Origin of the sequence: Hyphomicrobium sp. CS1BSMeth3 (assembly GCF_900117415.1) — a bacterium.
Classification (GTDB): domain Bacteria; phylum Pseudomonadota; class Alphaproteobacteria; order Rhizobiales; family Hyphomicrobiaceae.
Genome location: NZ_FPEI01000004.1, coordinates 966,069 through 992,013, shown reverse-complemented (window position 1 = coordinate 992,013; position 25,945 = coordinate 966,069). Strand labels below are relative to the sequence as shown.

The 25,945-nt window shown below is 66.3% G+C and carries 21 protein-coding genes; 10 read left to right on the top strand and 11 right to left on the bottom strand.

Annotation, left to right across the window (positions count from 1 at the left end):
- Positions 1-16: 16 nt before the first annotated feature.
- Entirely contained in the window at positions 17-628 is a 612-nt protein-coding gene (leuD, locus tag CS1BSM3_RS08920) for a 3-isopropylmalate dehydratase small subunit (RefSeq protein ID WP_072386620.1), read from the bottom strand.
- A gap of 611 nt (positions 629-1,239) precedes the next feature.
- On the opposite strand from leuD, the gene CS1BSM3_RS08915 reads away from it, so the two are divergent.
- The 3 genes from CS1BSM3_RS08915 (at position 1,240) to CS1BSM3_RS08905 (ending at position 7,146) form a co-directional block, all read left to right on the top strand.
- Positions 1,240-3,735 carry an OmpA family protein gene (locus tag CS1BSM3_RS08915; protein ID WP_072386619.1) on the top strand — a complete coding sequence of 832 codons (2,496 nt, stop codon included), beginning with the start codon at positions 1,240-1,242 and terminating at the stop codon, positions 3,733-3,735.
- A 163-nt stretch (positions 3,736-3,898) separates the two neighbouring features.
- Entirely contained in the window at positions 3,899-5,443 is a 1,545-nt protein-coding gene (locus CS1BSM3_RS08910; protein ID WP_072386618.1) for a hypothetical protein, read from the top strand.
- A 101-nt stretch (positions 5,444-5,544) separates the two neighbouring features.
- The gene (locus CS1BSM3_RS08905) at positions 5,545-7,146 is read left to right on the top strand and encodes a caspase family protein (protein WP_072386617.1); all 1,602 of its coding nucleotides are present in this window, start codon (positions 5,545-5,547) and stop codon (positions 7,144-7,146) included.
- Between the two features lie 225 nt (positions 7,147-7,371).
- On the opposite strand, the gene CS1BSM3_RS08900 is transcribed toward CS1BSM3_RS08905, so the two are convergent.
- Positions 7,372-8,052, bottom strand: coding sequence for an SOS response-associated peptidase (locus CS1BSM3_RS08900; RefSeq protein ID WP_072386616.1), 681 nt, complete (start codon positions 8,050-8,052; stop codon positions 7,372-7,374).
- Positions 8,053-8,213: 161 nt separating this feature from the next.
- On the opposite strand from CS1BSM3_RS08900, the gene CS1BSM3_RS08895 reads away from it, so the two are divergent.
- Genes CS1BSM3_RS08895 through CS1BSM3_RS08885 form a run of 3 tightly spaced genes read left to right on the top strand, consistent with a single transcriptional unit; the run spans position 8,214 to position 11,627 of the window.
- Entirely contained in the window at positions 8,214-9,623 is a 1,410-nt protein-coding gene (locus tag CS1BSM3_RS08895; RefSeq protein ID WP_072386615.1) for a M20/M25/M40 family metallo-hydrolase, read from the top strand.
- Positions 9,620-11,053: an amidase gene (locus CS1BSM3_RS08890; protein WP_072386614.1), complete on the top strand. Its 1,434-nt coding sequence runs from the start codon at positions 9,620-9,622 to the stop codon at positions 11,051-11,053. Before CS1BSM3_RS08895 ends, CS1BSM3_RS08890 begins: the two co-directional genes overlap by 4 nt.
- Before the next feature lie 22 nt (positions 11,054-11,075).
- Positions 11,076-11,627 carry an HD domain-containing protein gene (locus tag CS1BSM3_RS08885; protein ID WP_072386613.1) on the top strand — a complete coding sequence of 184 codons (552 nt, stop codon included), beginning with the start codon at positions 11,076-11,078 and terminating at the stop codon, positions 11,625-11,627.
- A 247-nt stretch (positions 11,628-11,874) separates the two neighbouring features.
- On the opposite strand, the gene CS1BSM3_RS08880 is transcribed toward CS1BSM3_RS08885, so the two are convergent.
- Together CS1BSM3_RS08880 and CS1BSM3_RS08875 are read right to left on the bottom strand one after the other, a co-directional pair.
- A complete protein-coding gene (locus CS1BSM3_RS08880; RefSeq protein ID WP_072386612.1) occupies positions 11,875-12,288 on the bottom strand; it encodes a gamma-glutamylcyclotransferase family protein in 414 nt (137 codons plus the stop codon).
- Positions 12,285-12,701 (bottom strand): VOC family protein, encoded by a 417-nt coding sequence (locus tag CS1BSM3_RS08875; RefSeq protein ID WP_072386611.1) that lies wholly within the window; start codon positions 12,699-12,701, stop codon positions 12,285-12,287. The genes CS1BSM3_RS08880 and CS1BSM3_RS08875 overlap by 4 nt, the downstream gene beginning before the upstream one ends.
- Positions 12,702-12,952: 251 nt before the next feature.
- On the opposite strand from CS1BSM3_RS08875, the gene carB reads away from it, so the two are divergent.
- The 4 genes from carB to CS1BSM3_RS08855 all read left to right on the top strand — a co-directional run bounded on the left by carB (position 12,953) and on the right by CS1BSM3_RS08855 (position 20,329).
- Positions 12,953-16,288 carry a carbamoyl-phosphate synthase large subunit gene (carB, locus tag CS1BSM3_RS08870; protein ID WP_072386610.1) on the top strand — a complete coding sequence of 1,112 codons (3,336 nt, stop codon included), beginning with the start codon at positions 12,953-12,955 and terminating at the stop codon, positions 16,286-16,288.
- A 115-nt stretch (positions 16,289-16,403) separates the two neighbouring features.
- The gene (gene greA / locus CS1BSM3_RS08865) at positions 16,404-16,877 is read left to right on the top strand and encodes a transcription elongation factor GreA (RefSeq protein WP_072386769.1); all 474 of its coding nucleotides are present in this window, start codon (positions 16,404-16,406) and stop codon (positions 16,875-16,877) included.
- A 310-nt stretch (positions 16,878-17,187) separates the two neighbouring features.
- Entirely contained in the window at positions 17,188-18,150 is a 963-nt protein-coding gene (locus tag CS1BSM3_RS08860) for a TAXI family TRAP transporter solute-binding subunit (protein WP_072386609.1), read from the top strand.
- Positions 18,151-18,256: 106 nt separating this feature from the next.
- Entirely contained in the window at positions 18,257-20,329 is a 2,073-nt protein-coding gene (locus CS1BSM3_RS08855) for a TRAP transporter permease (protein WP_072386608.1), read from the top strand.
- A 39-nt stretch (positions 20,330-20,368) separates the two neighbouring features.
- Here the strand turns inward: CS1BSM3_RS08855 and CS1BSM3_RS08850 are convergent, their stop codons facing one another.
- From CS1BSM3_RS08850 to CS1BSM3_RS08820, 7 genes are all read right to left on the bottom strand, one after another.
- The gene (locus CS1BSM3_RS08850) at positions 20,369-21,814 is read right to left on the bottom strand and encodes a TrkH family potassium uptake protein (RefSeq protein WP_244540457.1); all 1,446 of its coding nucleotides are present in this window, start codon (positions 21,812-21,814) and stop codon (positions 20,369-20,371) included.
- Between the two features lie 43 nt (positions 21,815-21,857).
- Positions 21,858-22,271, bottom strand: a complete 414-nt coding sequence (locus CS1BSM3_RS08845) for a hypothetical protein (protein WP_072386607.1) — start codon at positions 22,269-22,271, stop codon at positions 21,858-21,860.
- Between the two features lie 154 nt (positions 22,272-22,425).
- Positions 22,426-22,881 carry an acyl-CoA thioesterase gene (locus CS1BSM3_RS08840; RefSeq protein ID WP_072386606.1) on the bottom strand — a complete coding sequence of 152 codons (456 nt, stop codon included), beginning with the start codon at positions 22,879-22,881 and terminating at the stop codon, positions 22,426-22,428.
- The gene (locus CS1BSM3_RS08835; RefSeq protein ID WP_072386605.1) at positions 22,878-23,255 is read right to left on the bottom strand and encodes a RidA family protein; all 378 of its coding nucleotides are present in this window, start codon (positions 23,253-23,255) and stop codon (positions 22,878-22,880) included. The genes CS1BSM3_RS08840 and CS1BSM3_RS08835 overlap by 4 nt, the downstream gene beginning before the upstream one ends.
- 3 nt (positions 23,256-23,258) lie before the next feature.
- Positions 23,259-23,606, bottom strand: coding sequence for a RidA family protein (locus CS1BSM3_RS08830; protein WP_072386604.1), 348 nt, complete (start codon positions 23,604-23,606; stop codon positions 23,259-23,261).
- Between the two features lie 88 nt (positions 23,607-23,694).
- A complete protein-coding gene (locus tag CS1BSM3_RS08825) occupies positions 23,695-24,888 on the bottom strand; it encodes a nickel/cobalt transporter (RefSeq protein ID WP_072386603.1) in 1,194 nt (397 codons plus the stop codon).
- Positions 24,885-25,796 carry a DUF1007 family protein gene (locus tag CS1BSM3_RS08820; RefSeq protein ID WP_072386602.1) on the bottom strand — a complete coding sequence of 304 codons (912 nt, stop codon included), beginning with the start codon at positions 25,794-25,796 and terminating at the stop codon, positions 24,885-24,887. Before CS1BSM3_RS08820 ends, CS1BSM3_RS08825 begins: the two co-directional genes overlap by 4 nt.
- Between the last annotated feature and the right edge of the window lie 149 nt (positions 25,797-25,945).

The following is a 25,945-nucleotide window of genomic DNA, read 5'->3' as shown; positions in this document are numbered from 1 at the left end:
CGCAGCAATCAGAAAACTAAGCTGCGAGCCAGGGCTTGTCGGCGTTCTGGCGGCTCTCGTAGTCGCTGATCTGCTTCTCGTGCTGAAGCGTCAGGCCGATGTCGTCGAGGCCGTTCAGCAGGCAATGCTTGCGGAAGGGATCGATGTCGAACTTGACCACGCCGCCATCGGGGCCGCGGATCTCCTGCTTCTCAAGGTCGACGGTGATGACTGCATTCGCGCCGCGCCCGGCGTCGTCCATCAGCTTGTCGACATCCTCCTGCGGCAGCTTGATGGGCAGAATGCCGTTCTTGAAGCAGTTGTTGTAGAAGATGTCGGCGAATGACGGCGAGATGACGCAGCGGATGCCGAAGTCGAGCAGCGCCCACGGAGCGTGCTCGCGGCTCGAGCCGCAGCCGAAGTTCTCGCCCGTGACGAGGATCTGCGCCTTGCGATAGGCGGGCTTGTTGAGAACGAAATCCGGGTTTTCCTTGCCGTTTTCGTCATAGCGCACCTCGGCGAACGCCGCCGTGCCGAGACCGGTCCGCTTGATGGTCTTCAGGTAATTCTTCGGAATGATCCGGTCGGTGTCGATATTGATCTCCGGCATCGGGGCGGCGACGCCGGTCAGTTGCGTGAATTTGTCCATGGAAAGGCCCGCTGCTCCAGGAATTGCGGCTCGTCTTCGGCTGCATCGTCGATAGCGTGCGTGCGGGGCTGCGTCAACGCGCGGCAGGCGAAGGGCTGACGCCTCCGAGCGGCCGACCGCCAACGCCCAACGGGTAGGCGCCTAAAGCGTCGGACCTCGAATGCGACCCTCGGTTCGGGTCGGGCTCAATGTCGCATTCGAGGTCCAAAGACGCTTTAGACTTGATGGTTCTAGAGCAGCTTTGGACTTGCCGTTCGCTCCCCGCCCGCATCGACGTGAGGCGGAATACAAGGCCGCTGCTTTAGGCTCCAAATGACTGAAATTCCGTCTTGTTCAGGCTTTACCCCTGTTCGAGATTGACCTCCTGTCTGTCTTGGAAAGCGCGTATGCCTTGTCTATAGTGGCCGGCAAAACGAGGCTTACGACGGGGGTCGGGCTCGCTCGAAGGCTCAAGGCTGCGCGACGGAATGGGGCGCGGCAGGGAGCACGGGCGGGCGCCTGCAACACGTGTGCGGGGGCCCATCGGACGAAAGGCCGGCAAAGGGGAGCTATCGACGCGCAGGGGCGGGACAAGCGCCCGATGCGGCGCTGGTGCTCGGAGTGGGGTCGGTATGAAGTGTAATCCGTTACGCTGGCTTCTCGGGATCATCCCAATTCTTCTGCTCGCGGGCGTAGCCGTGATCGGCGAGCGCGGGCGCATCGAGAAGGATCTGAGCGATCGCGCCCGGCAGACGCTCGATGCGGCCGGACTTGGATGGGCGAACGCAACATTCGATGGACGCGACGCCATACTCACGGGTCTCGCCGCCGAGGAAGCAGAGCCGGCCCGCGCGGCGGATGGCGTGGCGCGGACGTTTGGCGTGCGGATCGTGCGCAATGATGCGCGCCTCATCGACGCCGTCGAGCGCTACGACTGGTCCGCCACCAAACGCGAAGGCCGCGTGCGCCTCACCGGCCTCGTGCCGAACGAGAAGACGCGCCGCGAAATCATCGGCATTGCGCGCGCGACCTACCCGAGCAACGAGATCGTCGACCGGTTGACGCTCGCGCGTGGCGCTCCCGCGCTGGATATCTGGCTCGGCGGCGTCGGGTTCGCGCTCAAGCAGCTCGCACTTCTGAAAGCAGGAACCATCCGCCTGGAAGGCACCGAGCTGACGGTGACCGGCGAGGCGGTCGACGCAGGCACGTACCGCACGTTGAAGAGCTCACTGGCGACCGGCCTGCCGCCGGGCATCAGCCTCAAGGCCGATCGGGTCGAGCCGCCGATCGTGGCGCCCTATGTGTTGACCGCGCGCCTCGCCGACGGCCAGCTCGATGTGCGCGGCGCCGTGCCGAGCGATCAGGCGCGTGGAGATCTCCTGGCGGCGCTCCGGCAGCTCTCGCCGCAGGTACGCCTGACGGATGGCATGATGCCGGCGCGCGGCGAGCCGGATGGATGGGCGGCGGCGGCGCAGGTCGTGCTCCGGGAGCTCCTGCAGCTCGAAGAGGGCACAGCCGAGCTGCGCGATCAGACGATCACGCTCAACGGCGTGGCCATCCGCGAGGCGACTGCTGAAGAGGTGCGCGCCAAGCTCAAAGAGGGCATTCCCGCCGCCTATCGCCTGGCGGAGCGGATCACCTTCCGCGAGCCGACGATCAAGCCGGTCAGCCCCTATCGGACGTCCTTGTCCATCGAGGGAGGCGCCGTGACGCTCAGAGGCTATGCCCCGAGCGAGGCAGCCCGCGCGGCGCTGCTCGGGCTCGCGCAGGCACGCCTCTCGGGTGTGCGGGTCGTGGATCAGCTCGAGCTCGGGACGGGGGCGGCGCCGGGCTGGCAGCGGTGCCTCGACATCGGCATTGCGGCACTGGCAAAGCTCGGCAATGGGCGGCTCGATCTCACCAATCGGCGGATGCTCGTCGAGGGTACGGCCGAAGCCGACGCGGCGCGGAGCCTGCCGGGTGAAATTCAATCGGCGGCCGGGCGCGACTGCGATGCAGAGGTTCGGCTCGCGAGCAAGACACCCGCGGAGCCCGCGCTGCGCTGGTCGGCGCAAGCCGGCGCCCAAGGCGATGTCGTTCTCGAGGGGCAGGTACCGGGCGCGGCCGTGCGCGATCAGTTGATGTCGACCGCGGCTCGCCTCTTCGATGGCCGCAATGTCGTCGACCGGATGCAGATCGTCGATGCGGCCTCCGAGAAGTGGACGCGCACCGCGCTCGCCGGGCTGACGCAGTTGGCGCGCCTCAGACTGGGACGGGCAGAGATCGCCGAGCAGACGCTGCGTCTCGAAGGCGAGGCGCGCGATGTCGCGGCGCAGGCGGCCATTCGCGATGCACTCGGGCGCGATGTCCCCGAAGGCTATACGGCCCGCGATGTCGTCGTCGTGCGTTCCGATGCGGTGATCGCCGCCGAGGAGCTGGCGCGGCGCACGGCGGAAGAATCCGCGAAGAAGCGCGCGGCCGCCGAAGCGGAGAACAAGCGGCGGACCGAGGACGAAGCCCGCCAGCGCGCCGCGGATGAAGCACGGCGTGCGGCCGAAGCGGCGCAGGCTCGTGTGCGCGCCGAAGCGGAGACCAAGCAGCGCGCCGAGGACGAGGCGCGTCAGCGGGCGGCGGAGGAAGCGCGCCGCGCGGCCGAGGCTGCAGCCCGCCAGCGTGCCGAAAGCGACGCCAAGCAGCGTGCCGAGGAAGAGGCCGCGCGGAAAGTCCGCGATGCCGAGACGCGAAAGGTCTCGGAAGAGCAGGCGCGCAAGGATGCGGAGGCCGAGGCCTGTCAGAAGGCCCTGCGCACGGCCTCCAGCGAAGGCGTGATCCAGTTTGCGCGTGCGAGCGCGGAGCTCGATCGGCGCAGCCTGCCGACACTGCGCAGGCTCGCGCAAACGGCGCAGGCTTGCCCTGATGTCACGATCGAAATCGAGGGCCACACCGACGCGGAGGGCATCGACGAACGCAATCAGCCCCTCTCGGAGCGGCGTGCGCAGGCGGTCGCCGACTATCTGGCTCAGAGGGGCGTGCCGGCCGAGCGCATGAAGGCGATCGGTTATGGCGCATCGCGTCCGGTTGCTCCGAACGATACGCGGGAGGGCATGGCCCGTAACCGTCGCATCGAGTTCACCGTCAAGGCGAAGTGATACCAGCGAGGATCCGGCGATGGACTACCTGCTGCAACACCTGATTTTTTACGTGGGCTGCGCCTTCCTGCTCGGCGTGTTCGTCGGCTGGAGCACGTGCTCCCGGCGCGAGGATCGCTGAGGTCATGAGCAGAGCGGTGACAGTGGTTCGGAGTGCACGTGGATGATCGCGCTGACCTGGCAGACGCTGCTCATTCTGACGATCGCGTATTTCGCGGGCTGTATCGTCGGCTGTCTCGCCCGCAAGCTGTTCGGCGCGGGGGCCGCGAAAGTCGAGGAGCCCGAATGGCAGGGCGCGGCGCCGGCTCCCGCGACGCCGCCGGCACGTGATTCCCGGCCGCCGGTCGTCTTCGTGCCTGCATCTGCTCCGGCATCGGCTCCGGAGACTGCTCCGCGGGTGGTCCCCGGATCGCCGCCGCCGAAGGCCTTCCGTCGCGCCGATGTCGATGCGCCGGGCGATGCCGCAGCAGCGGAGCCCGTGGCCGAGCCTGAGCCTCCGCGGCCCGCTCCTGCGAAGGCCGCAGATGCGCCGCCGCGGACCACGATCGGCGAGCCCGTCTCGGCTGCGGCCGCCGTTGCCGCGGCGGTGGCTGAGAGAATGGCCGTCCCGACGCCGCCGATTGCCCCGGAGCCGGCAGACTCCGCCGGCGATGATCTCACGCGGATCCGCGGGATCGACGGCGAGCTGGCGGCGAAACTCAATGAGCTCGGGGTTGCCCAGTATGCGGATATCGCGGCCTGGAGCAGCAACCATGTACGCACGATCAGCGAGGCCCTCGGCTTCAGCGGCCGCATCGAGCGCGAGAACTGGATCGAGCAGGCGCAGATCCTCGCCCGCGGCGGTGCCACGTCCTATGCCACCGGCCTCGCGAGCGTGGCGCTGCGCGCTGAAGGCCCCGATGCCGCTTCGCCGCTGCCCGAGCGCGGACCGGAGGTTTCCACGCGGGCGGCGTTCGCCGAGCCGCGGGCCGTGGCAGCAGCTCCTTCGCCGGTGCCGGCGAGCGTCAGCGGCCGTGACAATCTCCAGCGCATTGGCGGCATCAGCGTAGAGATCGAGGATGTGCTGAGCGCGCACGATGTGACGCGTTATTCGCAGATCGCGGGCTGGAGCGCGGACGACGTCACGCGCGTGGAAGGACTGTTCGGCTTCAGCGGCCGGGTCAGCCGCGAGAACTGGATCGAGCAGGCGCAGATCCTCGCGCGCGGCGGCGCGACCGCCTATTCGCGCGCCTTCGACGAGCGCGGCGGTCCGCCGGAGCCGACGGCCGTCCTGCCCGTCGCCGCGGCAGCACCTTCGACAGAAGCACCGCCCGCTGTCGTGGCGGCGCCCACCACCACTCCTGAAGTCGAGGCTGCGGCCGTCGAGAGCGAGCCCGCGGAGCGTGCGCCGGACCTCTCCGGTATGCGTTCGGTGCGTTCGGAAGCCTTCCGCGCGCCGGACAGCATGGCTGCGGCCTCGCCCGCGACGCCGGATGATCTCAAGCGCATTCGCGGGATCGGCCTGCTCATCGAGCGCAAGCTCAATGCGCTCGGCATTTCGAGCTACGAGCAGATCGCCAACTGGACGGCCGATGACGTGAGCACGGTCAATGCCAAGCTCGAGTTCAAGGGCCGCATCGAGCGCGAGAACTGGATCGAGCAGGCGCGCATTCTCGCCTCGGGTGGTCATACGGATTTCTCGCGCCGTTTCGAGCGCGGCGAAGTGTAATTGTCGACGGGCTTTCGCTCGCGCATGATAGGCCTCGTGGCGCCGCAGTGATCGCGTGCCGCAGGGGCCTGCTTCATTTCCGAAGACCGGAGCATTTTGGAATGCGCGCATTGCTGCATGTATTGATTGCTTTCGTCGTCGGTGCATTCTGCTTTGCAGAGACGGCCAGCGCGCAGAAGCGCGTCGCGCTCGTGATCGGCAATTCGGCCTACGCGCACACGCCGACGCTCGCCAATCCGCGGAACGACGCCGGTGATGTCGCCGCCGCGCTCACGAGCTTCGGATTCCAGATCGTCGAAGGCTATGACCTCGACAAGGCCGCGTTCGACCGGACGGTCAGGGCCTTTGCCGCCGCGCTTCAGGGGGCCGACGTCGGCGTGTTCTTCTATGCCGGCCACGGCATCCAGGTGCAGGGACAGAACTATCTCGTTCCGGTCGATGCGGAGCTCTCGGCTGCGGCGGCGCTCGATTTCGAAATGGTGCGCCTCGATCTCGTTCAGCGCACCATGGAGAGCCATGCGCGCACGAACATCCTGTTCCTCGATGCCTGCCGCGATAACCCGCTGGCGAAGAACCTCGCGCGTTCGATGGGGACGCGCTCGGCCGGCATCGGCCGCGGCCTTGCGAGTGTCGAAGCGGGCGTCGGGACGCTGATCAGCTTCTCCACGCAGCCCGGCAACGTCGCGCTCGATGGGGGCGGTCGGAACTCGCCGTTCGCCGGCGCGCTCGTGCGGAACATGCGCGCGTCCAGCGAGGATCTGAGCTCGCTGCTGATTGCCGTGCGCAATGACGTCATGCAGTCGACGGGCAACAAGCAGGTGCCCTGGGAGCATTCCTCGCTCACGGGCCGCTTTTATTTCGATGCCGCGCCCCGGGCGCCCAACGCAGCCTCACCGAGCGCCGCCGTTGCTTCACCGCGCGACGAGGCCGCCGAGGCGTGGGCGGCTGCCAGGGAGAGCACGAGCCCGGCGGTGCTGGAAGCTTTCATCAAGCGCTATGGCAGCTCGTTCTATGCCGAGCTCGCGCGCGAGCGCCTGCAGACGCTTTCGAGCAGGCAAGCGGCGGCAACGCCGTCCGCGCCTGCGCCATCAGCTCCCGACGCGCGGGCAAATTCGCCGCAGCCCGGCTCCCTGCCGAGCGATCCGTGGACGCTCACCGGAGACAAGAGCCTCGATCTGCTCGACGGTCGTGTGCTGTTCTCGATGATTGCAACGCCATATCGGGGGCGGCGGGACCTGGTCGGGATCCGCGTCAACGGCGAAACGGCGAGCCTAGGGGTCGGCCAGTTCGTGCACTTGAGCCGGCCGGAAGAAGTGTGCGGGATCTTCCTCCGCGAGATCAACCTGAAGACGCGAGAGGCCGATTTCCAGGTGCTGTGCGGAGCGGCTTTCGGCGATCCGCCGCTGGACAGGGCAGCTCTCGCCGTCGCTCTGCCCTACAAGGCCCCTCTGGCCGAGGTTATCACCCTCGAGCGGGGAACGAGCCGCGAGATCCAGATCGGCAGCGCCAGCGCCCTCGTCACTTTCGTTGCGGCACCCTACCGCGGCCGTCGCGATCTTGTCGGCGTGCGCATCCAGGGCGAGGAGAAGGGGCTGGCGATCGGCGAGAGGGCCGAGGCATATGTCGGCGATCGCGCCTGCCTGTTCGTGTTGCGCCAGATCCACGCGGGCTACAAGACGGCCGAGTTCCAATGGCAGTGCTGAGCGGGCGGCTAGAACTTGTTCGATCAAAATAGAATCGCAATCCCCCTCCCCCAGCGCCGAAGGCGCGCCTTCGGCGCGAGTGTGGGGAGGGGCTAGGGGTGGGGGGAATCCCTGCCGCTGATGTTCTGCAATCCCCCCCTCCTAACCTCCCCCACAAGGGGGGAGGGACGAGGCTGCTCGTGGGGCCGAGCGCTTCCATCTGCAATGAACGTGCTCTAGGCGCGGCTACAGCAGCGTGCCGCGATAGGGCGCGATCAGCTCCGGCCCTTCGTTGCGGGCGTTGCTGAGGCGCGGATCGACGGTGACATGCTCGAGGAGGTCGGCCGGTGCTGGTCGCAGCATCTCTGCCGCCATTTCAGCGGAGAAGCCGCGGGTGTCGAGCCAGGCGTCGAAGTCCGCGGGCTGAAGGATCGCCGGCATCCGCTCGTGCAGCGAGGAGAGGGTGCTGTTGGCGGCGACCGTGAGGACGGCCATCGTGTCGATCTCGCTGCCATCGGCGCCGAGCCAGCTTTCCCAGAGCCCGGCGAAGGCCATGAGCCCGCTGTCCGGCCGCCGGATGAGGTGCGGCTGGCGGGCGCCGGCCTTGCCCGTCCACTCGTAGAAGCCATTGGCCGGCACGAGGCAGCGGCGATGGCGCATGGCCCCGCGGAAGGAGGCCTTTTCGGCGGCGCTCTCGGCCCGGGCATTGAAGAGATTCGACAGGCGGGCCGGGTCCTTGGCCCAGGAGGGGATGAGCCCCCAGCGGACCAGCGCCAGCTCGCGCTCGCGGGCGTGGTCGAGGCGCAGGATCAGCACGGGCTGGCTCGGCGCTATGTTGTAGCGGGGCGGGTACGGCTCGCCATTCTCGACCTGGAAATAGGCCCTGACGGCCTCCACCTGCACCGTCAGATTGTACCGCGAGCACATGGGCTTGCTCCTCTGGGCCGGGAGGCCGGTCAAGGCCGTCCGGGGCTCGCCTCAGCCATGCGCGCCGGCCCCCTTGGGCTTCCCCCCTTCTTGCTCTAACGTCCCGCGCCAAGCAATCGCCGCACCGGACGGCAAAGCCCAAAAAGAGCCAGGGAAGAACCATGACACGTGAAACGGCCGTAGCCAGTGCCCTCAAGTACTACGACGACCGCGGGAGCGGCTATTTCGCGGACCTGGCGCGGTGGGTGGCCGTGCCGACGGAGAGCCAGAACCCAGAGCGGGTCGGCGTCCTCGGCGAGTATCTGCAGACGGTGATCCGGCCGGAGCTCGAGGCGCTCGGCTACGCGATCAAGATCTTTCCCAATCCGCTCGCCGGCTGTGGCCCGGTGCTGCTCGGGACGCGCATCGAGGACCCGAGCCTGCCGACGTTCATCTCCTATGGTCACGGCGATGTCGTGCTCGGCATGGAAGGCCGCTGGGCCAATGACCGCGACCCGTGGAAGCTCTCCTTCGAGGACGAGCGCGTCTATGGCCGCGGCGTCGCCGACAACAAGGGGCAGACGCTCGTCCATGTCGCGGCGCTGCGCGAGGTCATGAAGGCGCGCGGCGGCAAGCTCGGCTTCAATCACAAATTCCTCATCGAGACGGGCGAGGAGAACGGCTCGAAAGGCCTCAAGGACATCATCGACGCCAACAAGGCGGACTTTGCCGCTGACGGCTTTCTCTCGTCGGATGGCCCGCGCACGGAGATCGGGCGGCCCAACATCACGCTCGGCAATCGCGGCTGCGCGAACTTCATCCTTACGGTCGATCTGCGCGAGGGTGGTCACCATTCGGGCAACTGGGGTGGCCTGCTCGCCAATCCAGGCATCATTCTCGCGCACGCGCTCGCGAGCATCGTCGATGCCAAGGGCCGCATTCTTGTCGATGGCTGGCGTCCCGAGATCCCCGGCGGTGTGCGCGAGGTGCTGAAGGGCATCGACCGCGATGCGGGGCCGCGCGCGCCGAAGATCGACGACTACTGGGGCGAGCCCGGGCTCAGCCGCATCGAAAAGATCGCGGCCTTCAATTCGTTCGACGTGCTGGCCTTCGAGACCGGCAATCCGGCAAAGCCCGTGAATGCCGTGCCGCCGAAAGCGCGCGCCGTCTGTGCGCTGCGCTATGTCGTGGGCACGGATGCCGAGAACATCGTGAGCAATCTGCGGCGCCATCTCGATGAGCGCGGCTTTACCCAAGTGACGATCGAGCCGCCGCCTGCGGGCAACAACGGCCGCTTCGAGGCTAGCCGCACGGACCATAATCATCCCTGGGCGCAGTGGGTGAAGGGGGCCGTGGAGCGCAACTCGAACCAGCCGTGCGGCGTGCTGCCGAACGGCGGCGGCTCCAACATGACGTACATGCTGCAGTATGGCATCGGCATGCCCTGCGCGTGGCTGCCGCTGAGCTACGCCGGCTGCTCGCAGCACGCGCCCGACGAGCACATTCTGGTGCCGCTCATGCGCGAAGGGCTGCGCCACGTGACGGGCATTTATTGGGACCTCGGCGACAAACAAACGGGCTATCGGCCATGAGCGAGCTTTGTGATCTTTCCGCAGTCGAGCTGCGCCGCCTCATCGGCCGCAAGAAGGTCTCGCCCATCGAGCTGCTCGACAGTTGCCTCATGCGCATCCGGGCGACGGACGGCGCGATCAACGCCATGGTCGCGCTCGACGAGAAGGTCGCGCGCAAGGCGGCGCGCGATGCCGAGAAGGCCGTCATGCGGGGCGATGACCTTGGCGTCCTGCACGGCCTGCCGGTCGGCGTGAAGGATCTCTCGGACACGGCCGGCCTCAAGACCACCTATGGCAGCCTGATCTACAAGGATCATGTGCCGGCCAAGGACAGCGGCATGGTCGCGCGCGTTCGCGCGGCGGGCGCCATCATCGTCGGCAAGACGAACACACCCGAGTTCGGCGCGGGCGCCAACACCAAGAACCGCGTCTATGGCGCGACGGGCAACCCCTTCGATCCCGAGAAGACCGCGGCCGGCTCGTCCGGCGGCTCGGCGGCGGCGCTTGCCGTGAGCCAGGTGCCGATCGCGACCGGCTCGGACTACGGCGGCAGTCTCAGGACGCCGGCCGCCTTCTGCGGCATTGCCGGCTTCCGGCCCTCGCCGGGCCTCGTGCCTGCCGAGCGGCCGGTCTCGCTGAGCCCGTTCCCCGTCATCGGGCCCATGGGCCGCACGATCGAGGACCTGCACCTTCTCCTCAAGGCGCAGATCGACAGCGACAAGATCGATCCGTTCGCCAGCAGCGATGTCCAGGACATTCCGGATGCGCTCGGCAACATCGACCTCGGCTCCATCCGCGCCGCCTTCTCGACGGATCTCGGCTGCTGCCCGGTCGACAATGACATCGCGGGCATCTTCGAGGAGCGCACGCGCACGTTCCGCTCGGTGTTTGCCGAGACGAGCAACCGCCATCCCGATTTCACGAACGTGCACGAGGTCTTCGAGATCCTGCGCGGCATGGTGTTCGTCGGCATGCATCGCGAGCGCCTCGAAAAGCATCGTGATCTGCTCGGGCCCAATGTCATCGACAACACGGAGCGGGGTCTCAAGTACTCGCTCGGCGACGTGTCATGGGCCAATGTCGAGCAGACGAAGATCTACAACCGCTATCTCGAATTCTTCGACGAGTGCGACGTGCTGATCTGCCCGGCGGCGGCGGTCTCGCCCTTCCCGCACGAACAGCTCTACGTCGAAACGATCAACGGCGAGAAGATGCCGACCTACATGCGCTGGCTCGCGCTCTCCTACGCGCTGACAACGGCGCTGCCGGCGGTCGCGGTCATTCCGTGCGGCGTCGATCATCTCGGAATGCCCTTCGGCATTCAGGTTGCGGGGCCCAACGGCTCGGATGCGATGGTGCTCGAAGTTGCGCACGCGCTCGAGCAGATGCTCGCCTTGAACAAGGAGACGGCGCGGCCCATTCCTGATCTTGCCAAGCTCGCTCCGACATGAGGCGTGCGAACCGGAGCCTGCAATGACGCGCGCTGGATCTTCCGTCGAGGCGCAATTGCTGGCGGCCGCCCTCTTTTCCGCCGAGCGCCATCGCGACCAGCGGCGGAAGGGCGTGCGCGAGACGCCCTACATCAACCATCCGATCGAGGTTGCCGAGCTCATCGTGCGCGTCGGCGGTGTTCACGACATCGAGGTGCTGGTCGCGGCCGTTCTTCACGACACCATTGAAGATACCGAGACCAAGGCGGAAGAGATCGAGCGGAAATTTGGGACGTCGGTTGTCGCGCTCGTTCTCGAGGTGACGGACCCGCCGCTGACGCAATCAGAGCGCAAGCGGCTCGAGATCGAGCACGCCCCTCACCTGAGCCCGCGCGCGAAGCTGATCAAGCTGGCCGACAAGATCTGCAACGTCGCCGATACGGCAAGCAATCCGCCGGCGAGCTGGTCGCGGAGCCGCAGGCACGACTACATCGACTTCGCCGAGCAGATCGCCATCGGCTGCCGCGGCAACAATGCAGCCCTCGATGCCGAGTTCGTGCGCGTGATGGAGCGTGCGCGGGCACAAATCGGCTGAGCCCGCGCTCTAGAGCGTGTTCATTTCATACGGCATCACTTCGCATCGCGCTCCGCGCTTATTCCTCCCCCCTTGTGGGGGAGGTTAGGAGGGGGGATTGCAGAACATTCGCGACGGGGATTCCCCCCACCCCTATCCCCTCCCCGTCGCGCCAGAGGCGCGCGTCCCGCGCGACCGCGCCGAAGGCGCGCCTTCGGCGCTGGGGGAGGGGGATTGCGATGCCATTTTGATCGAACAGACTCTAGGCTCAGGCTTGCCACCGGCCGCTTGGTATGGGCGGTGCGTCGACTGGATCCGCCACATAGAGGTAGACCCATGCGACCAGCTCCTCGCCGCTTGCGAGGCGCACGGACCGGCGTGCGCGCTCGTACTCGCCTTCCCGCTTGTGGCCGGGGGTGATGCCCTCATAGGGGTCGAGCCAGACGAAGACGCTCTCGGGATCGTCGAGGCGCAGGACCTCGCCATGAACCGTGTCCGAGGCGGCGGCGGGCTCCAGCATGACGGGAAACGTGCCGAGACTGAAGAGGCGGCCGGGGATGGTCGCCTCGCCGAGGCTCGCGCTCTCCTGCCCGAGGCGGGTCCGCATGTCCGCCCCGAGCTCGCCGTGGGCGCGCGTCAGCAGGGTGCCGTAGACGAAGAGGTAGTTGGTCTCGGTGCTCATTCGCGGACCTGGTGGACCTCGATGATGTTGCCGGCGGGGTCGTAGAAGAAGATCTGCTCCCAACCCTTCATGGCCCAGGCGCCGAAGTCCGAATAGGGAATGCCTTTCTCCTCCAGGCGCTTTTTGAAGGCCGCAATGTCGTCGGTGCGGAAGGCGAGGTGCCCGCGCTCGAGCGGATTGACCGCCTGCCCGGTCTTGAAGCCGATCTTCATGTCCTGCTCGGCGAGGTGGAACTGCGCCGCGTCGGCGCGCCCGTCCGTCAGGAATGACACATTGCCCGAGTAACCCTGGTCCTTGTCACGGTTTCCGGCGAGGCCCGGCTCGGTCTTCATGTCGAGGACCTCGCGGTAGAAGGTGTCGAGGCCGGGGACGTCGCGGGTGCACAGGTTAACGTGGTGGAACTTGATCTGCATTTTCGTCTCCTGGTTGTTTCCTCGTTGTTCCTGTTGGCCCGCCCGAGCCGGCAGCCGTCACGGCCCATGGCGCCTGATATGGCTCGGCTCATGGGAGCGCGGCCGGGGCAATACCGTCAAGACGGAAGACGGAGCCGGGAGGGCGTCCGGCGAGGCGCGCATGGCACGCCCGGAGACCTGCCGGCCACTCTCCCCGCCTCTTTGCCGCGCCCTATAGCCAAGCGTGGCGCGCTGCAATAGAAAGCGGCCCCATGCCCAAGCGTACAGACATCAAATCGATTCTCATCATCGGCGCCGGTCCGATCGTCATCGGCCAGGCGTGCGAGTTCGATTATTCCGGGACCCAGGCGTGCAAGGCGCTGCGGGCCGAGGGGTACCGCATCATCCTCGTCAACTCCAATCCGGCGACGATCATGACGGACCCGGAGCTGGCGGACGCGACCTACATTGAGCCGATCACGCCCGATGTCGTCGCCAAGATCATCGAGAAGGAGCGCCCCGATGCGCTTCTGCCGACCATGGGCGGGCAGACGGCGCTCAATACGGCGCTGGCGCTCGAGCGCATGGGCGTGCTCGAAAAATTCGGCGTCGAGATGATCGGCGCCCGCGCCGAGGCCATCGACAAGGCCGAGGACCGCAAGCTCTTCCGCGAGGCCATGGACCGGATCGGCCTCGAAAGCCCCCGCGCGGCCATCGCCTCTTCGCCGCCCATCCGCGACGAAAGCGGCAATATCGTTCGCTATGACACGGCGACGGGCTTCGCCGAGGCCATGCGGCTCCTCGATACGGTCGGCTTGCCGGCCATCATCCGCCCGGCCTTCACGCTCGGCGGCACGGGCGGCGGCGTCGCCTACAATCGTGAGGAGTTCGAGCAGATCGCCCGCTCGGGCATCGATGCGTCGCCGGTCGGCCAGATCCTGATCGACGAGAGCCTGCTCGGCTGGAAGGAGTACGAGATGGAGGTCGTCCGCGACAAGGCGGACAACTGCATCATCATTTGCTCCATCGAGAACGTCGATCCCATGGGCGTGCATACGGGTGACTCGATCACGGTCGCGCCCGCGCTCACGCTGACCGACAAAGAATACCAGATCATGCGCAATGCCTCGATCGCGGTGCTGCGCGAGATCGGGGTCGAGACCGGCGGCTCCAACGTCCAGTTTGCGGTCAATCCGGCCGACGGGCGCCTCGTCGTCATCGAGATGAACCCGCGCGTGTCGCGCTCGTCCGCGCTCGCGTCGAAGGCAACGGGCTTCCCGATTGCGAAGGTCGCGGCCAAGCTGGCGGTCGGCTACACGCTCGACGAGCTCGAGAACGACATCACGGGCGGCGCGACGCCGGCTTCCTTCGAGCCGACGATCGACTATGTCGTCACGAAGATCCCGCGCTTTGCCTTCGAGAAGTTCCCGGGCTCCGATCCCACGCTGACGACGGCGATGAAGTCCGTCGGCGAGGTCATGGCCATCGGCCGCACGTTCGCGGAAAGCCTGCAGAAGGCGCTGCGCGGGCTCGAGACCGGCCTCACCGGCCTCGACGACGTGACCTTCGAGGGCCTCGGCGGCAGCGACGACAAGAACGTCGTGCGCGCGGCTCTTGCCCATCCGACGCCGGACCGTCTGCTGAAGGTCGCGCAGGCCATGCGCATGGGCGTCGATCACGAGCAGATCCACGCCTCCTGCCGCATCGACCCGTGGTTCCTCGCGCGTATGCAGGAAATCATCGACGAGGAAGCGCGCGTCATTGCGCACGGCCTTCCCGAGAATGCGGAAGCACTGCGCGACCTGAAGGCCATGGGCTTCTCGGATGCGCGGCTCGCCAAGCTCGCGGGCAAGAAGGAAGCGGACGTGCGCGCGCTGAGGAAGAAGTTCGGCCTTGCGCCGGTCTTCAAGCGCATCGACACCTGCGCCGCCGAGTTCGCCTCGCCGACGCCGTACATGTATTCGACCTACGAGCGCGGTCTGGTGGACAAGCCTGTGTGCGAGGCGCAGCCGACTGCAGCCAAGAAGGTCATCATTCTCGGCGGCGGGCCGAACCGGATCGGCCAGGGCATCGAGTTCGACTACTGCTGCTGTCACGCCTGCTTCGCGCTGACCGCCGCCGGGTTCGAGACCATTATGGTCAACTGCAACCCGGAAACCGTCTCGACGGACTACGACACGTCGGACCGCCTCTACTTCGAGCCGCTGACGGCCGAGGATGTGCTGGAGATCATCCGCGTCGAGCAATCGAACGGCACGCTTGCGGGCGTGATCGTGCAGTTCGGCGGCCAGACGCCGCTGAAGCTCGCCCAGGCGCTGGAAGATGCCGGCGTGCCGATCCTCGGCACGTCGCCCGATGCGATCGACCTCGCCGAGGACCGCGATCGCTTCAAGGCGCTCATCGACAAGCTCGGGCTCCTGCAGCCCGAGAGCGGCATTGCGCGCTCACCTGCCGAAGCGCGCGCCGTCGCCGACAAGATCGGCTATCCGATCGTGATCCGTCCGTCCTACGTTCTCGGCGGGCGCGCCATGGAGATCGTCGCCGACGGCGGCGAGGTGGACCGCTACATCCAGCGCCTTTCCGCGACGCTGGACCGGCCGTCGGAGCTCATCGTCTCCGAGAGCCGGCCGCTGCTGATCGACCGCTATCTCTCCGGCGCGATCGAGGTGGATGTGGATTGCCTGAGCGACGGCAAGGACACGTTCGTTGCCGGCATCATGGAGCATATCGAGGAGGCGGGCGTTCATTCCGGCGACTCCGCCTGCTCGCTTCCGGTTCATTCGCTCGACAGCGCGATCGTCGTTCGCCTCGAAAAGCAGACCCGCGATCTGGCGCTGGCGCTGAACGTGGTCGGTCTCATGAACGTGCAGTACGCGATCAAGGACAAGCAGATCTACGTCATCGAGGTGAACCCACGGGCAAGCCGCACGGTGCCGTTCGTCGCCAAGGCCATCGGGCTTCCGGTCGCGAGCATTGCCGCGCGCATCATGGGCGGCGCGTCGCTCAAGAGCTTCGCTCTCAAGACGCCGAAGCTCGACCACATCGCCGTCAAGGAGGCGGTCTTTCCGTTCGCCCGCTTCCCGGGCGTGGATCCGATCCTCGGCCCCGAGATGCGCTCGACGGGCGAGGTCATGGGCATCGATACCGACTTCGGCCTGGCCTTTGCCAAGAGCCAGCTCGGCGCCGGTCAGTCGCTGCCCGACAAGGGCACGGTTTTCATCTCGCTGCGCGAGGCGGACAAGGACGGGATTCTGGGGGCGACGCGGGACCTCGTCGACATGGGCTTCCGCATTCTCGCGACGCGGGGGACCAAGCGGCACCTTGAGCAGCACGGCATTCCCTGCGAGCTGGTGAACAAAGTTCTGGAAGGTCGGCCGCACATTGTCGATGCCATGAAGAATGGCGATGTGGATCTGGTGTTCAATACAACTGAAGGTGCCAAGGCGCTCGCCGACTCCAAGGACATCCGGCGCACGGCCTTGCTCAACCGCATTCCGTATTGTACGACTCTCGCCGGAGCGATCGCAGTGACCGAGGCCATCAAGGCTTTGAGGCGCGGTCACCTTAAAGTGGCGCCACTTCAGGCCTATATTAGCCGGACCGCCTGAGGCCCTTGCAAACGGGCCCCGGACGGGGGAAGCTGGCGTTTTCCCGTGGACTGTTGCGACTGATTCGGCGGTATCGGCACATCAGCCGAGCCGGTTGGGAGACTTGGATATGGCGATGGAAAAGGTTCCGATGACAATCGAGGGCTTTCAGAAGCTCGAGACGGAGCTGCACCGCCTGAAGGCCGTGGAACGTCCACGGATCATCCAGGCCATCGCCGAGGCACGTGCGCACGGGGACCTGAGCGAGAATGCGGAATATCACGCCGCCAAGGAGGCCCAGGGGCTGAACGAGTCCAAGGTCGCCGAGCTGGAGGATAAGCTTTCGCGCGCCGAGGTCATCGACACGACCAAAATGTCCGGCGACAAGATCAAGTTCGGCGCCACGGTCAGCCTCATCGACGAGGACACCGACGAGAAGGTCAAATACAAGATCGTCGGCGAGATGGAGGCGGACGTGCGCGAGGGCAAGATTTCGATCAGCTCGCCGATTGCGCGTGCGCTGATCGGCAAGGGCAAGGGCGACACCGCCGAGGTGACGACGCCCAAGGGTGCCAAGTCCTACGAGATCACCAAGATCGAGTGGAAGTAGCGCCAGCGCGCACTACGCAGGCCGCCCGCCACAAATTCCAGGATCTCACGGCCGCCCTGTCACAAGGGCGGCCGTATGCGTTTGAGTGCCACTTTGCCGCAGCGATCCGGCCCGCATTTCCGCACAGGAGCGGCGGGGGGGCGCACCCGAGAAAATAAGCATGAGCAGCGATTTTTTCTTGGTTCCAGGGATGGTTGTCCGCTAGACACCGATCGGCCTTTTGTTCAGGGCGGCCCGAACGGCAAGCGTCGTTACGGCTCGTCCCGATCGCGCCTCGGAATGAAACTGGATCCCTGGGAGGAATGAGGAAATGAAGCGACTACTTGCGCTCACGGCCGGCATTGCTGTGGCCCTCACCGCGGCTGCCGCCATCGCGCAGACGAAGCAGCTCTCGATCACCACGGGTGGCACGGGCGGCGTGTACTATCCGCTCGGCGGCGGGTTCGCGAGCATCATCGGCAAGAACATCCCGAACACGACGGCAGCGGCGGAAGTGACCGGCGGCTCGGTTGCCAACCTGCAGCTCATCGGCTCCGGCCGCGCCGACATCGCCTTCACGCAGGTCGATGCCGCGTGGGATGCCGTCAGCGGTCTCGACAAGTTCAAGAGCGGCAAGCTGCCGGTCCAGTCGCTCGTCGTCATGTATCCGAACCACATGCACGTCGTGACCATCGACGGCACCGGCGTCACCAAGATCGAGGATCTCAAGGGCAAGCGCGTCTCCACGGGTTCGCCCGGCAGCGCCACCGAGGTGTTCGCATTCCGCGTCATCGAGGCGGCCGGTCTCGACAAGGACAAGGACATGAAGCGTGAGCGCCTCGGCGTCGCCGAGAGCGTCAACGCGATCAAGGACAAGAAGATCGACGCCTTCTTCTGGGTCGGCGGCCTTCCGACGGCGGCGGTGACCGACCTCGGCGCGACGCCCGGCACCAAGCTCCGCATGATCGACATCGCACAGAACGTCGGCAAGATGGTTGCCAAGTACGGCGAGATCTACGCGGCGACGGTCATTCCCAAGGGCACGTACGGCGGCCAGGATGCGGACAACCACAACGTCGCCGTCTGGAACGTCATGGCGGTCAACGCGAACATGCCTGAGGACCTCGCCTATCAGCTCACGAAGCTGATGCTCGAGAAGCGCGAGGAGCTCGGCATCGTCCACAAGGAAGGCCTCAACATCAAGGCGGAGAACCAGACCAAGAAGAAGTCGGGCATCCCCTTCCATCCTGGTGCTCTCAAGTACTTCGCCGAGAAGGGCATCAAGGTCGACTGAGCCCCGCTCTCTATAAGTCACCAGCCGCCGGAGCCCACGCTCCGGCGGTTTTGCCTGTTACCCGGCGCCCGCTCGCGCTCGGATTGTCACCAAGTAGGAACACAGTATGAGCCAGGAATTGGGGGGCGCGCCGGCTGCCACGGCGTCGAATGCCGGTGAAATCAGCGAGGACGCGCTCAAGGCCGCCGAGAAGTTCATCGAGGAGGATGAAGGCGCCCTCAATCGCGTCGGCGGCTGGATCGGCTACCTCATAGCTGCCCTCGCGATCGGCTCGACGCTGTTCCATCTCTACGCGGCCTACGACATCATCCCGACGCACGTCCTGCGGCCCGGTCACGTCGGCATCGTGCTCGTGCTGACGTTCCTGCTGTTCCCGATCGCGAGCCGCTTTCGCGACCAGATCCGCTGGTGGGACTGGCTCTTCGCCGCAGCCGGCGCCGGCACGGTCGGCTACATCCTCTATCAGGGCGCCGATTTCGGCGACTACGCGACCGCACCGACGGAAATTCAAGTGTGGGTCGGCATCGTCTTCATCGCGCTCGTTCTCGAGGCGACGCGGCGCACGACCGGCATCATCATGCCGATCGTCGCGATGGCCTTCGTGCTCTACGCGATCTACGGGCAGCACCTTCCGGCGCCGTGGACGCACCGCGGCTATGACGTCGACCGTCTCGTCGCCCATCTCTACATGACGCTTGAAGGCATCTTCGGCTCGGCCGTCGATGTCTCGTCCAGCCTCATCATCCTCTTCACGATCTTCGGCGCGGTGCTGCAGGCATCCGGCGCCGGCAAGTTCTTCATCGATTTCTCGTTCGCCGCCATGGGCGGGCGCCGCAACTCCGCAGGGCGCGCCGTCGTTCTCTCGTCCTTCCTGATGGGAGGCCCTTCCGGCTCGGGCGTCGCGACGACCGTGACCATCGGCACCGTCGCGCATCCGATGCTCGCCAAATCCGGCTACGACAAGAATGCTGCGGGCGGCCTGCTTGCGGCCGGCGGTCTCGGCGCGATCATCTCGCCGCCCGTGCTCGGTGCCGCGGCCTTCCTCATCGCCGAGTACCTGAAGATTTCGTACATCGAAGTCATCTGGATGGCGATCATCCCGACGCTGCTCTACTACTTCGGCATCTACGTGATGGTAGAGCTCGACGCGAAGAAGTACGGCGCCGGCGGCAGCGACCTGCTGATCGAGAAGGGAACGCTCTGGAAGCTCACCAAGGGCTACTGGTTCCACTTCCTCTCGCTCATCTCGATCGTCGTATTCATGCTGATGGGCTTCTCGCCCGTGCTCGCCGTGTTCTGGGCGACCATCATGGCGATCCTGGTCAGCTACTTCCGCTGGGATACGGCGCTCTGGCCGCGCAAGCTCGCCAAGGCCCTGACCGAGGGCACGACGGGCGTTCTCAATGTGGCGCCGACGTGCGCCGCGGCCGGCATCATCGTCGGCAGCGTGACGCTCACCGGCCTCGCGCAGAAGTTCGCCGACATCATCATCACCTATGCGGGCGGCAGTCTGATCCTCACGGCGATCTATACCTCGCTGATCGTGTGGATCGTTGGTCTCGCCGTGCCGGTGACGGCCTCCTACATCCTGTGCGCCGTCATTGCGGCGCCGGCGCTGATCAAGCTCGGCGTGCCGGACTTCGCCGCGCACATGTTCATCTTCTACTACGCGGTGCTGTCCGAGGTTTCGCCGCCGACGGCGCTCTCGCCCTTTGCGGCGGCGGCCATCACGGGCGGCAATCCCTACGCGACCACGCTGCAATCCTGGAAGTACACGATGCCGGCCTTCCTGGTGCCGTTCGTGTTCGTCCTCGATCCGCTCGGCATCGGCCTGCTGCTCAAGTTCCCCGATGGAGCTACGTGGTTCGACATCCTGGAGATCACACTCCAGGTCGGCGCCGGCATCGCGCTGCTCGCATTCGCCTTCCAGCGCTACTATCGCGTCCGCACGAACGGCGTGGAGACGGCGCTGTTCAGCGTTGCGGGTCTTCTGCTGGTGCTGCCGACGATCGTTACCGCCATCCTGAAGCCGATCATCGGGATCGACATCTCCGGCTACATGCCGCTCTTCCCGCAGCTTGGCGTGCACGTCGGGTACAATGTCGTGTTGGCGGTGCTGCTCTTCCTGGCCGCGCACACCATGCAGCGAACGCGCACCGTGGCGCCAGCTACGGCCTGACGTTCGACAGTAATCTGGCGGGGCATTGGGCTCAGGCGCTCAGCCCCGCCAGAACTCCGGCCGGAAGAGCACGAGCACCGTGAAGAGCTCGAGGCGGCCGAGCAGCATGGCGCCCGAAAGCACCCATTTCGCGCCCGCCGGCAGGTCGGCGTAGCTGCCCGAGGGGCCGATGATCGAGCCGAGTCCCGGTCCGACGTTCGAGACGGCTGACGCGGCCCCCGACAACGCCGTGACCAGGTCCAGCCCCATGGCACAGAGAACGACGGTGAACAGCCCGATCGTGGCCATGTAGACGGCGAAGAAAGCGACGACCGAGAACGGTACGTCCTCGGGAAGGCGCCGGCCGTTGTACGTCAGCGGAACGATGCGGTTGGGGCTGATGAGGTGCTGAAGGTGGCTGCGCGTCAGCAGTGAGGCGACCTGCAGGCGGTAGATCTTGATGCCGCCCGACGTCGATCCCGAGCAGCCGCCGATGAAGAGCAGCAGAAAGAAAACCCCGACTGCGAACGGTCCCCAGGCGGCGAAGTCTCCCGCGGTGAAGCCCGTGGTCGTGATGACGGAAACGACATTGAAGGCCGCGAGGTGGAGGGCGTCGCTGAACTCCACGCCGCGGGCGATGGTCAGCCATGCGGTCATGACCGCCGAGGCGACCAATATGAGCATCAGGAAGCCGCGCACCTGCACATCGCGCCAGAGCACCTGCGTGTCGCCGCGCATGGCCCTGATGTACAGGACGAACGGCAGCGCACCGCAGATCATGAAGAAGATTGCGGCCCAGTGCAGGGCGGGCGATTTGAAGTAACCGAAGCTCTGATCGTGCGTGGAGAGCCCGCCCGTCGAGACCGTTGCCAGCGCATGGCAGATCGCGTCGAACGGCGTCATGCCGAGCAGCATGAAAACGATCATGCACGCGAGCAGCAGCGCAACGAACACGCCGCAGATGGCGGCAACGAGCTGGCTGGCGCGCGGTACGATCTTCTCCGAGCGATCCGAGCTCTCCGTCTGGAAGAGCTGCATCCCGCCGATGCGCAGGAAGGGGAGGACGAGGATCGCGACGACGATGATCCCGAGGCCGCCGATCCCCTGCAGCAAAGCCCGCCAAAGCAGAATGCCGCGGGGCTGGCCGCTCAGATTGGTGATCACCGTGGCGCCGGTCGTCGTCAGCGCCGATACCGCCTCGAAGAAAGCATCTGCGATTGGCAGACCAAGGCCTGCAAAGGGGATCGCCGCGAAGACGCACACCAATACCCAGCAGAGCGTGGTCAGCAGAAATGCTTCGCGCAGCCCGGTCTTCACCGGGCGGTTGTCATAGGCGAACAGAACCATGAGCACGCCGACGAACAGCGTGACCATGGCCGAGACGGCGAATGTGCGCCAGCTCGAGTGGCTGTCGGCATAGTCGACAGCCATGGGGACCAGCATCGCCACGCCCATAAGGCAGGCCATCAGGCCGAGAGCCAGCAGGATCGGGCGGAACTGGATCACGAGGGTCCCCGTCGCCGAACGACGTCAGGGCCGCGCCTGCAACTCAGCGCTTCTCACCCTTGGCCGCCTTTGAGCTCTTTGCCGTCTTTGCCGTCTTTCTCGCGACCTTGCTAATGCACGGACGGCTGGACACTTGGCAACTGAACTCGGACGTCGTCTTCCGATCGCAGTTAATGGTCTTCGTCTCGGACAGGTTCCAGCGGCCCCAGGACGGGCCGTACTCCCAGATCGTGAACGACTCCCAGCTCTGAATGGCGGCGCGCTCGGCGTCCTTCTTCGTCTTGCCGGCGCCGGAGCCGTCGTGGAAGTGGGTCGCCAGGCAGGTCTTGGTGCGGCCGGCCGGAACCCAGGCGTGGATTGATGCGAGCCCGGTCTCCTGCGCGTGAACCAGCGCCGGAGTGAGCCCAAGACCTATCAGCAGCGCCGCTCCAGCGGCCACCAAGCATGTGCGCTTCATCGTGGTTCCCAGCCCCTTTGGAGCGGTCCGCGAATAGCCCCATGCGTGCGGACTCACTCAAGTATGTCCGCCGAGACCATGCCTGATTTGGTTGGGCGCCCGCTATGGCCCGAAAGCTACAGTGCGCGGCATTCAGCCGGAAATCTCTACCGTACTAGTCGACAATTAGCCGTTCGAGGGCTGCGCGAATGCCGGCCGGGATGGGCACCGGCTTGTTGGTCGCGCGCTCGACGAACACGTGCACGAGATGGCCCTCAACGCGAGCCAGATCCTCGCCTTCGCCGAAGAGACCAATTTCGTAGCGAACGGACGACGTGCCGAGCCGACCGACTCTGAGACCCGCGTCGATCGCTTCCGGATAGGCGAAGGAGCGGTGGAAGCGGCACATGGTCTCAGCCATGATGCCGACGATCGGCGCGTTGTGGAAGTCGAGGCCGCCGGGATCGATCAGGTAGCGGTTCACGACCGTGTCGAAGTACGAGTAGTAGACCACGTTGTTCACGTGGCCATAGACGTCGTTGTCCATCCAGCGCGTCTGCACCGGCATGAACTGGGCATACTGGCTGCGGCGGCCAGGCTCGGGACGGCCCTCGGGGCGGGCGTTGCTCATGATCCGGCCTTCTGTTTTCCACCGGCAGCAGGTTTGACGGCAATCGCCATGATCTCGACGAGGCAGCCGGGCGTCGCCATGCGCGCTTCGATGCAGGCGCGCGCGGGGAGATTGGCCGGATCGACCCACTCGAGCCACACCGCGTTCATGGCGTCGCGAAAGCGGATGTCCGAGAGCCAGATCACGACCTGCAGGATGTGCGAGCGGTCGCTGCCGCACATGGCGAGCCAGCGGTCGAGATCGCCGAGCGCCTGCCGCGTCTGCCCGCCGACGTCGAGGCTCTCGTCGTCGGCGATGCAGCCGGCCGTGAAGATCATGTCCCCTGCCTCGACCACGTTGGCGAGGAGGGGCTCGAGCTCGCGGCGGATGATCATCGATTACTTCGTCGCGATGACAGCGATCTCGACGAGCAGCTTCGGGTCGGCGAGGCGGGCCTCGATGCAGGCGCGGCCGGGAAGGTTCTTGCCGCCCGTCCACTCGTTCCAATGGACGTTCATGGCATCGCGATTGCGGATGTCGGTGACCCAGATCGTCGCCGAGACGACCTTCGACTTGTCGGAGCCGGCGAGCGCGAGAATCCGATCGATCTCGTCCAGGATTTCCTTCGTCTGACCGCCGACGTCCTTGTTGCGATCGTTCGCCGTGATGCCGGCGGTGAAGACAAACCCGTTCGCCTCGACGGCCTTGGAAAGAATGCCGGCGGACTCGTGTCTGACAATGGCCATGGTGACTGGCTTCCTCACGCTGAAGTTGATGATGGCGGGTGCCTTCTTAGCACGAGCGTGCGCCGGTGCCAGCCAAAGAACACGCGCGTCAGAAAACGCTCACGTTCTGGAGCGAGCCGACCATCAGGACGAGCCCGAGCCCGAGGACGAGGCCGGCGCCGCCGATGCCGGCCGCCGTCCGCACGCGCGCCCCCCACACGCTCTCCGCGCCGCCGCCGAGCCGCATGGCGAGCTCGCGCGAGCCGACGGCCAGCGCGGCCAGTGCCGAGACGGTGATCGCGGTGCCGATCGCCATGGCGAAGGTGGCAAACACGCCGGCCCACATGAGGCCCTGGCTGATCGCGAAGACGAGCACGAGAATGGCGCCCGTGCAGGGGCGAATGCCGACGGCGAAGGCGATCGCGAAGGCCTGCCGCCACGACCAGGGGCCCTGGAGCTGGCTCGGATCGGGCATGTGGGCGTGATTGCAGCAGCTTCCGTCGGCGGCGTGCTCGTGTGCGTGGTCGTGATGGACGTGAGCGTGGGCGTGCCCATGGCCGTGGTCATGGTGCCCGTGATCATGGTCATGATGGTGGTGACCGTGATCGTGCCCGCGGTGATGCTGATGCCCATCGTGGTGATGATGGTCGTGCGCATGGTGCGCGTGATCATGATCGTGCGCGTGGGACGCAGCGGCTGCCGGCTTTGCCCGCGCGGCCTTGATCTGCGTGTAGAGCAGCCAGGCACCGACCACGGCGACGAGCCCCCAGCTCAAGGTTTCGAGCCAGGCCTCGGTCGATTTCATGGTCATGCCGGTGGCACTGAGCAGCACGATCAAGATGCCGACGATCACCAGCGCGGAGAGACCCTGGAAGGCTGCCGCAAGGAACGAGAGTGCGATGCCGCGGCGGACCGTCTGCTCATTGGCGAGCACATAGGATGAGATGACAGCCTTGCCGTGCCCAGGCCCCGCCGCATGGAGCACGCCATAGGCAAAGCTGAGACCGGCGAGAACGAGCGTCGCGAACCACGGGTCGCCGGTGCGGATCTCGCGCACGGCGGCCGCGAGCCGGCGGTTGACCTCCGACTGCTTGCTCATGAGCCAGGCATAGGCGCGGGCGGCGATGCCTTGAGGGGGCTCGGCGGCCTTGGCAGGCGGAAGAAAGCTCTTCGGCGCTGCTGGCGGCGCGCTTGGCGCTTGCGCGAGCGCGGCTGTGGCCGGTGCCAGGAACACGGCAACCAGGAGGGCACAGGCGAGGGTACGCCAGGTCGCGGCGAGATGCCTGAAACGGGCTGAGATCATGAGGGTGGACCGCACGAGATCGTGGCCGGCCTGACAAAGCCGAAGCCGACTGATTGACCGCCGAACTGCTGGGTGAAAGCATCGCCGAGCCGGCTCGCGTCAGCGGCGGGATCGGGCTCCTTGAGGGCCTTCGCAACGTCTTCGGCCGTTGGTGGCGTCGTCTTTTCAGGCGGCGCATCGCCGATGGAGATCCGGCAGCCTTGCGGCGCGCCCTGACCGAGCGCCACGGGGTCTTTCTCCGCCGGCTGGAAAGCGATGAAGAAGCTCGGGTCGGCGATCGTGAAGGAGAAGCCCGGCGCTTCCGCCAGCACCGGCTGGGCGAGCGGCAGCGTAAAGTGGAGGCTCAGGACTTTCGGCCGCTCGGGCGGTGCCGCCGCCTCCGTCTTCGGCTGGCTCGCCGAGCTGCCGAACAGCCAGTCCCACAGGCGCGCGAACATGCCCTTGGGCGGCTCCGGCGGCTTGACGATCTCGGCGCCCGTGCCCTCGAAGGCGGCATCGCCGGTCTTCATCGTGACTTCCACCGCGCCTTCGGGCGCCTCGGCGTGCTCGAGCCAGAAGTCCTTCGGCGCGTCGAACTTCAGCTTCTCGGATCCGAGCTTGGCGGCGGTGAAGTACTCGAACTCCTTGAGGCCATCCATGTTGACCTTGGCCAGCTCCGCGAGCTCGCTGCGGTCATAGGTGCCGTCGTTGTTCGTATCGAGGCCCTGGATGGCCATGGACGTATAGAAGTCGTCGAACGACCACTTCTGGCGCAGGCCGACGATCGTGCCGTTCTCGTAGAGCACGGTCGTCTCCGTCGTCACCCAGACGTGCGGGTGCGCGCGTGCGGAGCCGGATCCAATGCAGGCCGCGGCACCGGCAAGCACAGCAGCGGCTAAACGCGCCCGTGCGGCTCGCATGTGGACCATAAGATCTCCTGCCTCTCGGGCGCACGCACCGTCCGGCTGCTCCTTGCGCCGGGCCTTCAAGATAGCCGCTTCGCGCCCCCGTGCAAAATGCGTGCAGAACTCGGCTGTTAGGGTGCGCCCCGCCGATGACGGGGCCACTGGTATCGAGA

What these genes read in the sequence shown, in the direction of transcription:
- leuD (WP_072386620.1), bottom strand. Translation starts at nt 628, where the DNA reads ATGGACAAATTCACGCAACTGACCGGCGTCGCCGCCCCGATGCCGGAG.
- CS1BSM3_RS08915 (WP_072386619.1), top strand. Translation starts at nt 1,240, where the DNA reads ATGAAGTGTAATCCGTTACGCTGGCTTCTCGGGATCATCCCAATTCTT.
- CS1BSM3_RS08910 (WP_072386618.1), top strand. Translation starts at nt 3,899, where the DNA reads ATGATCGCGCTGACCTGGCAGACGCTGCTCATTCTGACGATCGCGTAT.
- CS1BSM3_RS08905 (WP_072386617.1), top strand. Translation starts at nt 5,545, where the DNA reads ATGCGCGCATTGCTGCATGTATTGATTGCTTTCGTCGTCGGTGCATTC.
- CS1BSM3_RS08900 (WP_072386616.1), bottom strand. Translation starts at nt 8,052, where the DNA reads ATGTGCTCGCGGTACAATCTGACGGTGCAGGTGGAGGCCGTCAGGGCC.
- CS1BSM3_RS08895 (WP_072386615.1), top strand. Translation starts at nt 8,214, where the DNA reads ATGACACGTGAAACGGCCGTAGCCAGTGCCCTCAAGTACTACGACGAC.
- CS1BSM3_RS08890 (WP_072386614.1), top strand. Translation starts at nt 9,620, where the DNA reads ATGAGCGAGCTTTGTGATCTTTCCGCAGTCGAGCTGCGCCGCCTCATC.
- CS1BSM3_RS08885 (WP_072386613.1), top strand. Translation starts at nt 11,076, where the DNA reads ATGACGCGCGCTGGATCTTCCGTCGAGGCGCAATTGCTGGCGGCCGCC.
- CS1BSM3_RS08880 (WP_072386612.1), bottom strand. Translation starts at nt 12,288, where the DNA reads ATGAGCACCGAGACCAACTACCTCTTCGTCTACGGCACCCTGCTGACG.
- CS1BSM3_RS08875 (WP_072386611.1), bottom strand. Translation starts at nt 12,701, where the DNA reads ATGCAGATCAAGTTCCACCACGTTAACCTGTGCACCCGCGACGTCCCC.
- carB (WP_072386610.1), top strand. Translation starts at nt 12,953, where the DNA reads ATGCCCAAGCGTACAGACATCAAATCGATTCTCATCATCGGCGCCGGT.
- greA (WP_072386769.1), top strand. Translation starts at nt 16,404, where the DNA reads ATGGAAAAGGTTCCGATGACAATCGAGGGCTTTCAGAAGCTCGAGACG.
- CS1BSM3_RS08860 (WP_072386609.1), top strand. Translation starts at nt 17,188, where the DNA reads ATGAAGCGACTACTTGCGCTCACGGCCGGCATTGCTGTGGCCCTCACC.
- CS1BSM3_RS08855 (WP_072386608.1), top strand. Translation starts at nt 18,257, where the DNA reads ATGAGCCAGGAATTGGGGGGCGCGCCGGCTGCCACGGCGTCGAATGCC.
- CS1BSM3_RS08845 (WP_072386607.1), bottom strand. Translation starts at nt 22,271, where the DNA reads ATGAAGCGCACATGCTTGGTGGCCGCTGGAGCGGCGCTGCTGATAGGT.
- CS1BSM3_RS08840 (WP_072386606.1), bottom strand. Translation starts at nt 22,881, where the DNA reads ATGAGCAACGCCCGCCCCGAGGGCCGTCCCGAGCCTGGCCGCCGCAGC.
- CS1BSM3_RS08835 (WP_072386605.1), bottom strand. Translation starts at nt 23,255, where the DNA reads ATGATCATCCGCCGCGAGCTCGAGCCCCTCCTCGCCAACGTGGTCGAG.
- CS1BSM3_RS08830 (WP_072386604.1), bottom strand. Translation starts at nt 23,606, where the DNA reads ATGGCCATTGTCAGACACGAGTCCGCCGGCATTCTTTCCAAGGCCGTC.
- CS1BSM3_RS08825 (WP_072386603.1), bottom strand. Translation starts at nt 24,888, where the DNA reads ATGATCTCAGCCCGTTTCAGGCATCTCGCCGCGACCTGGCGTACCCTC.
- CS1BSM3_RS08820 (WP_072386602.1), bottom strand. Translation starts at nt 25,796, where the DNA reads ATGGTCCACATGCGAGCCGCACGGGCGCGTTTAGCCGCTGCTGTGCTT.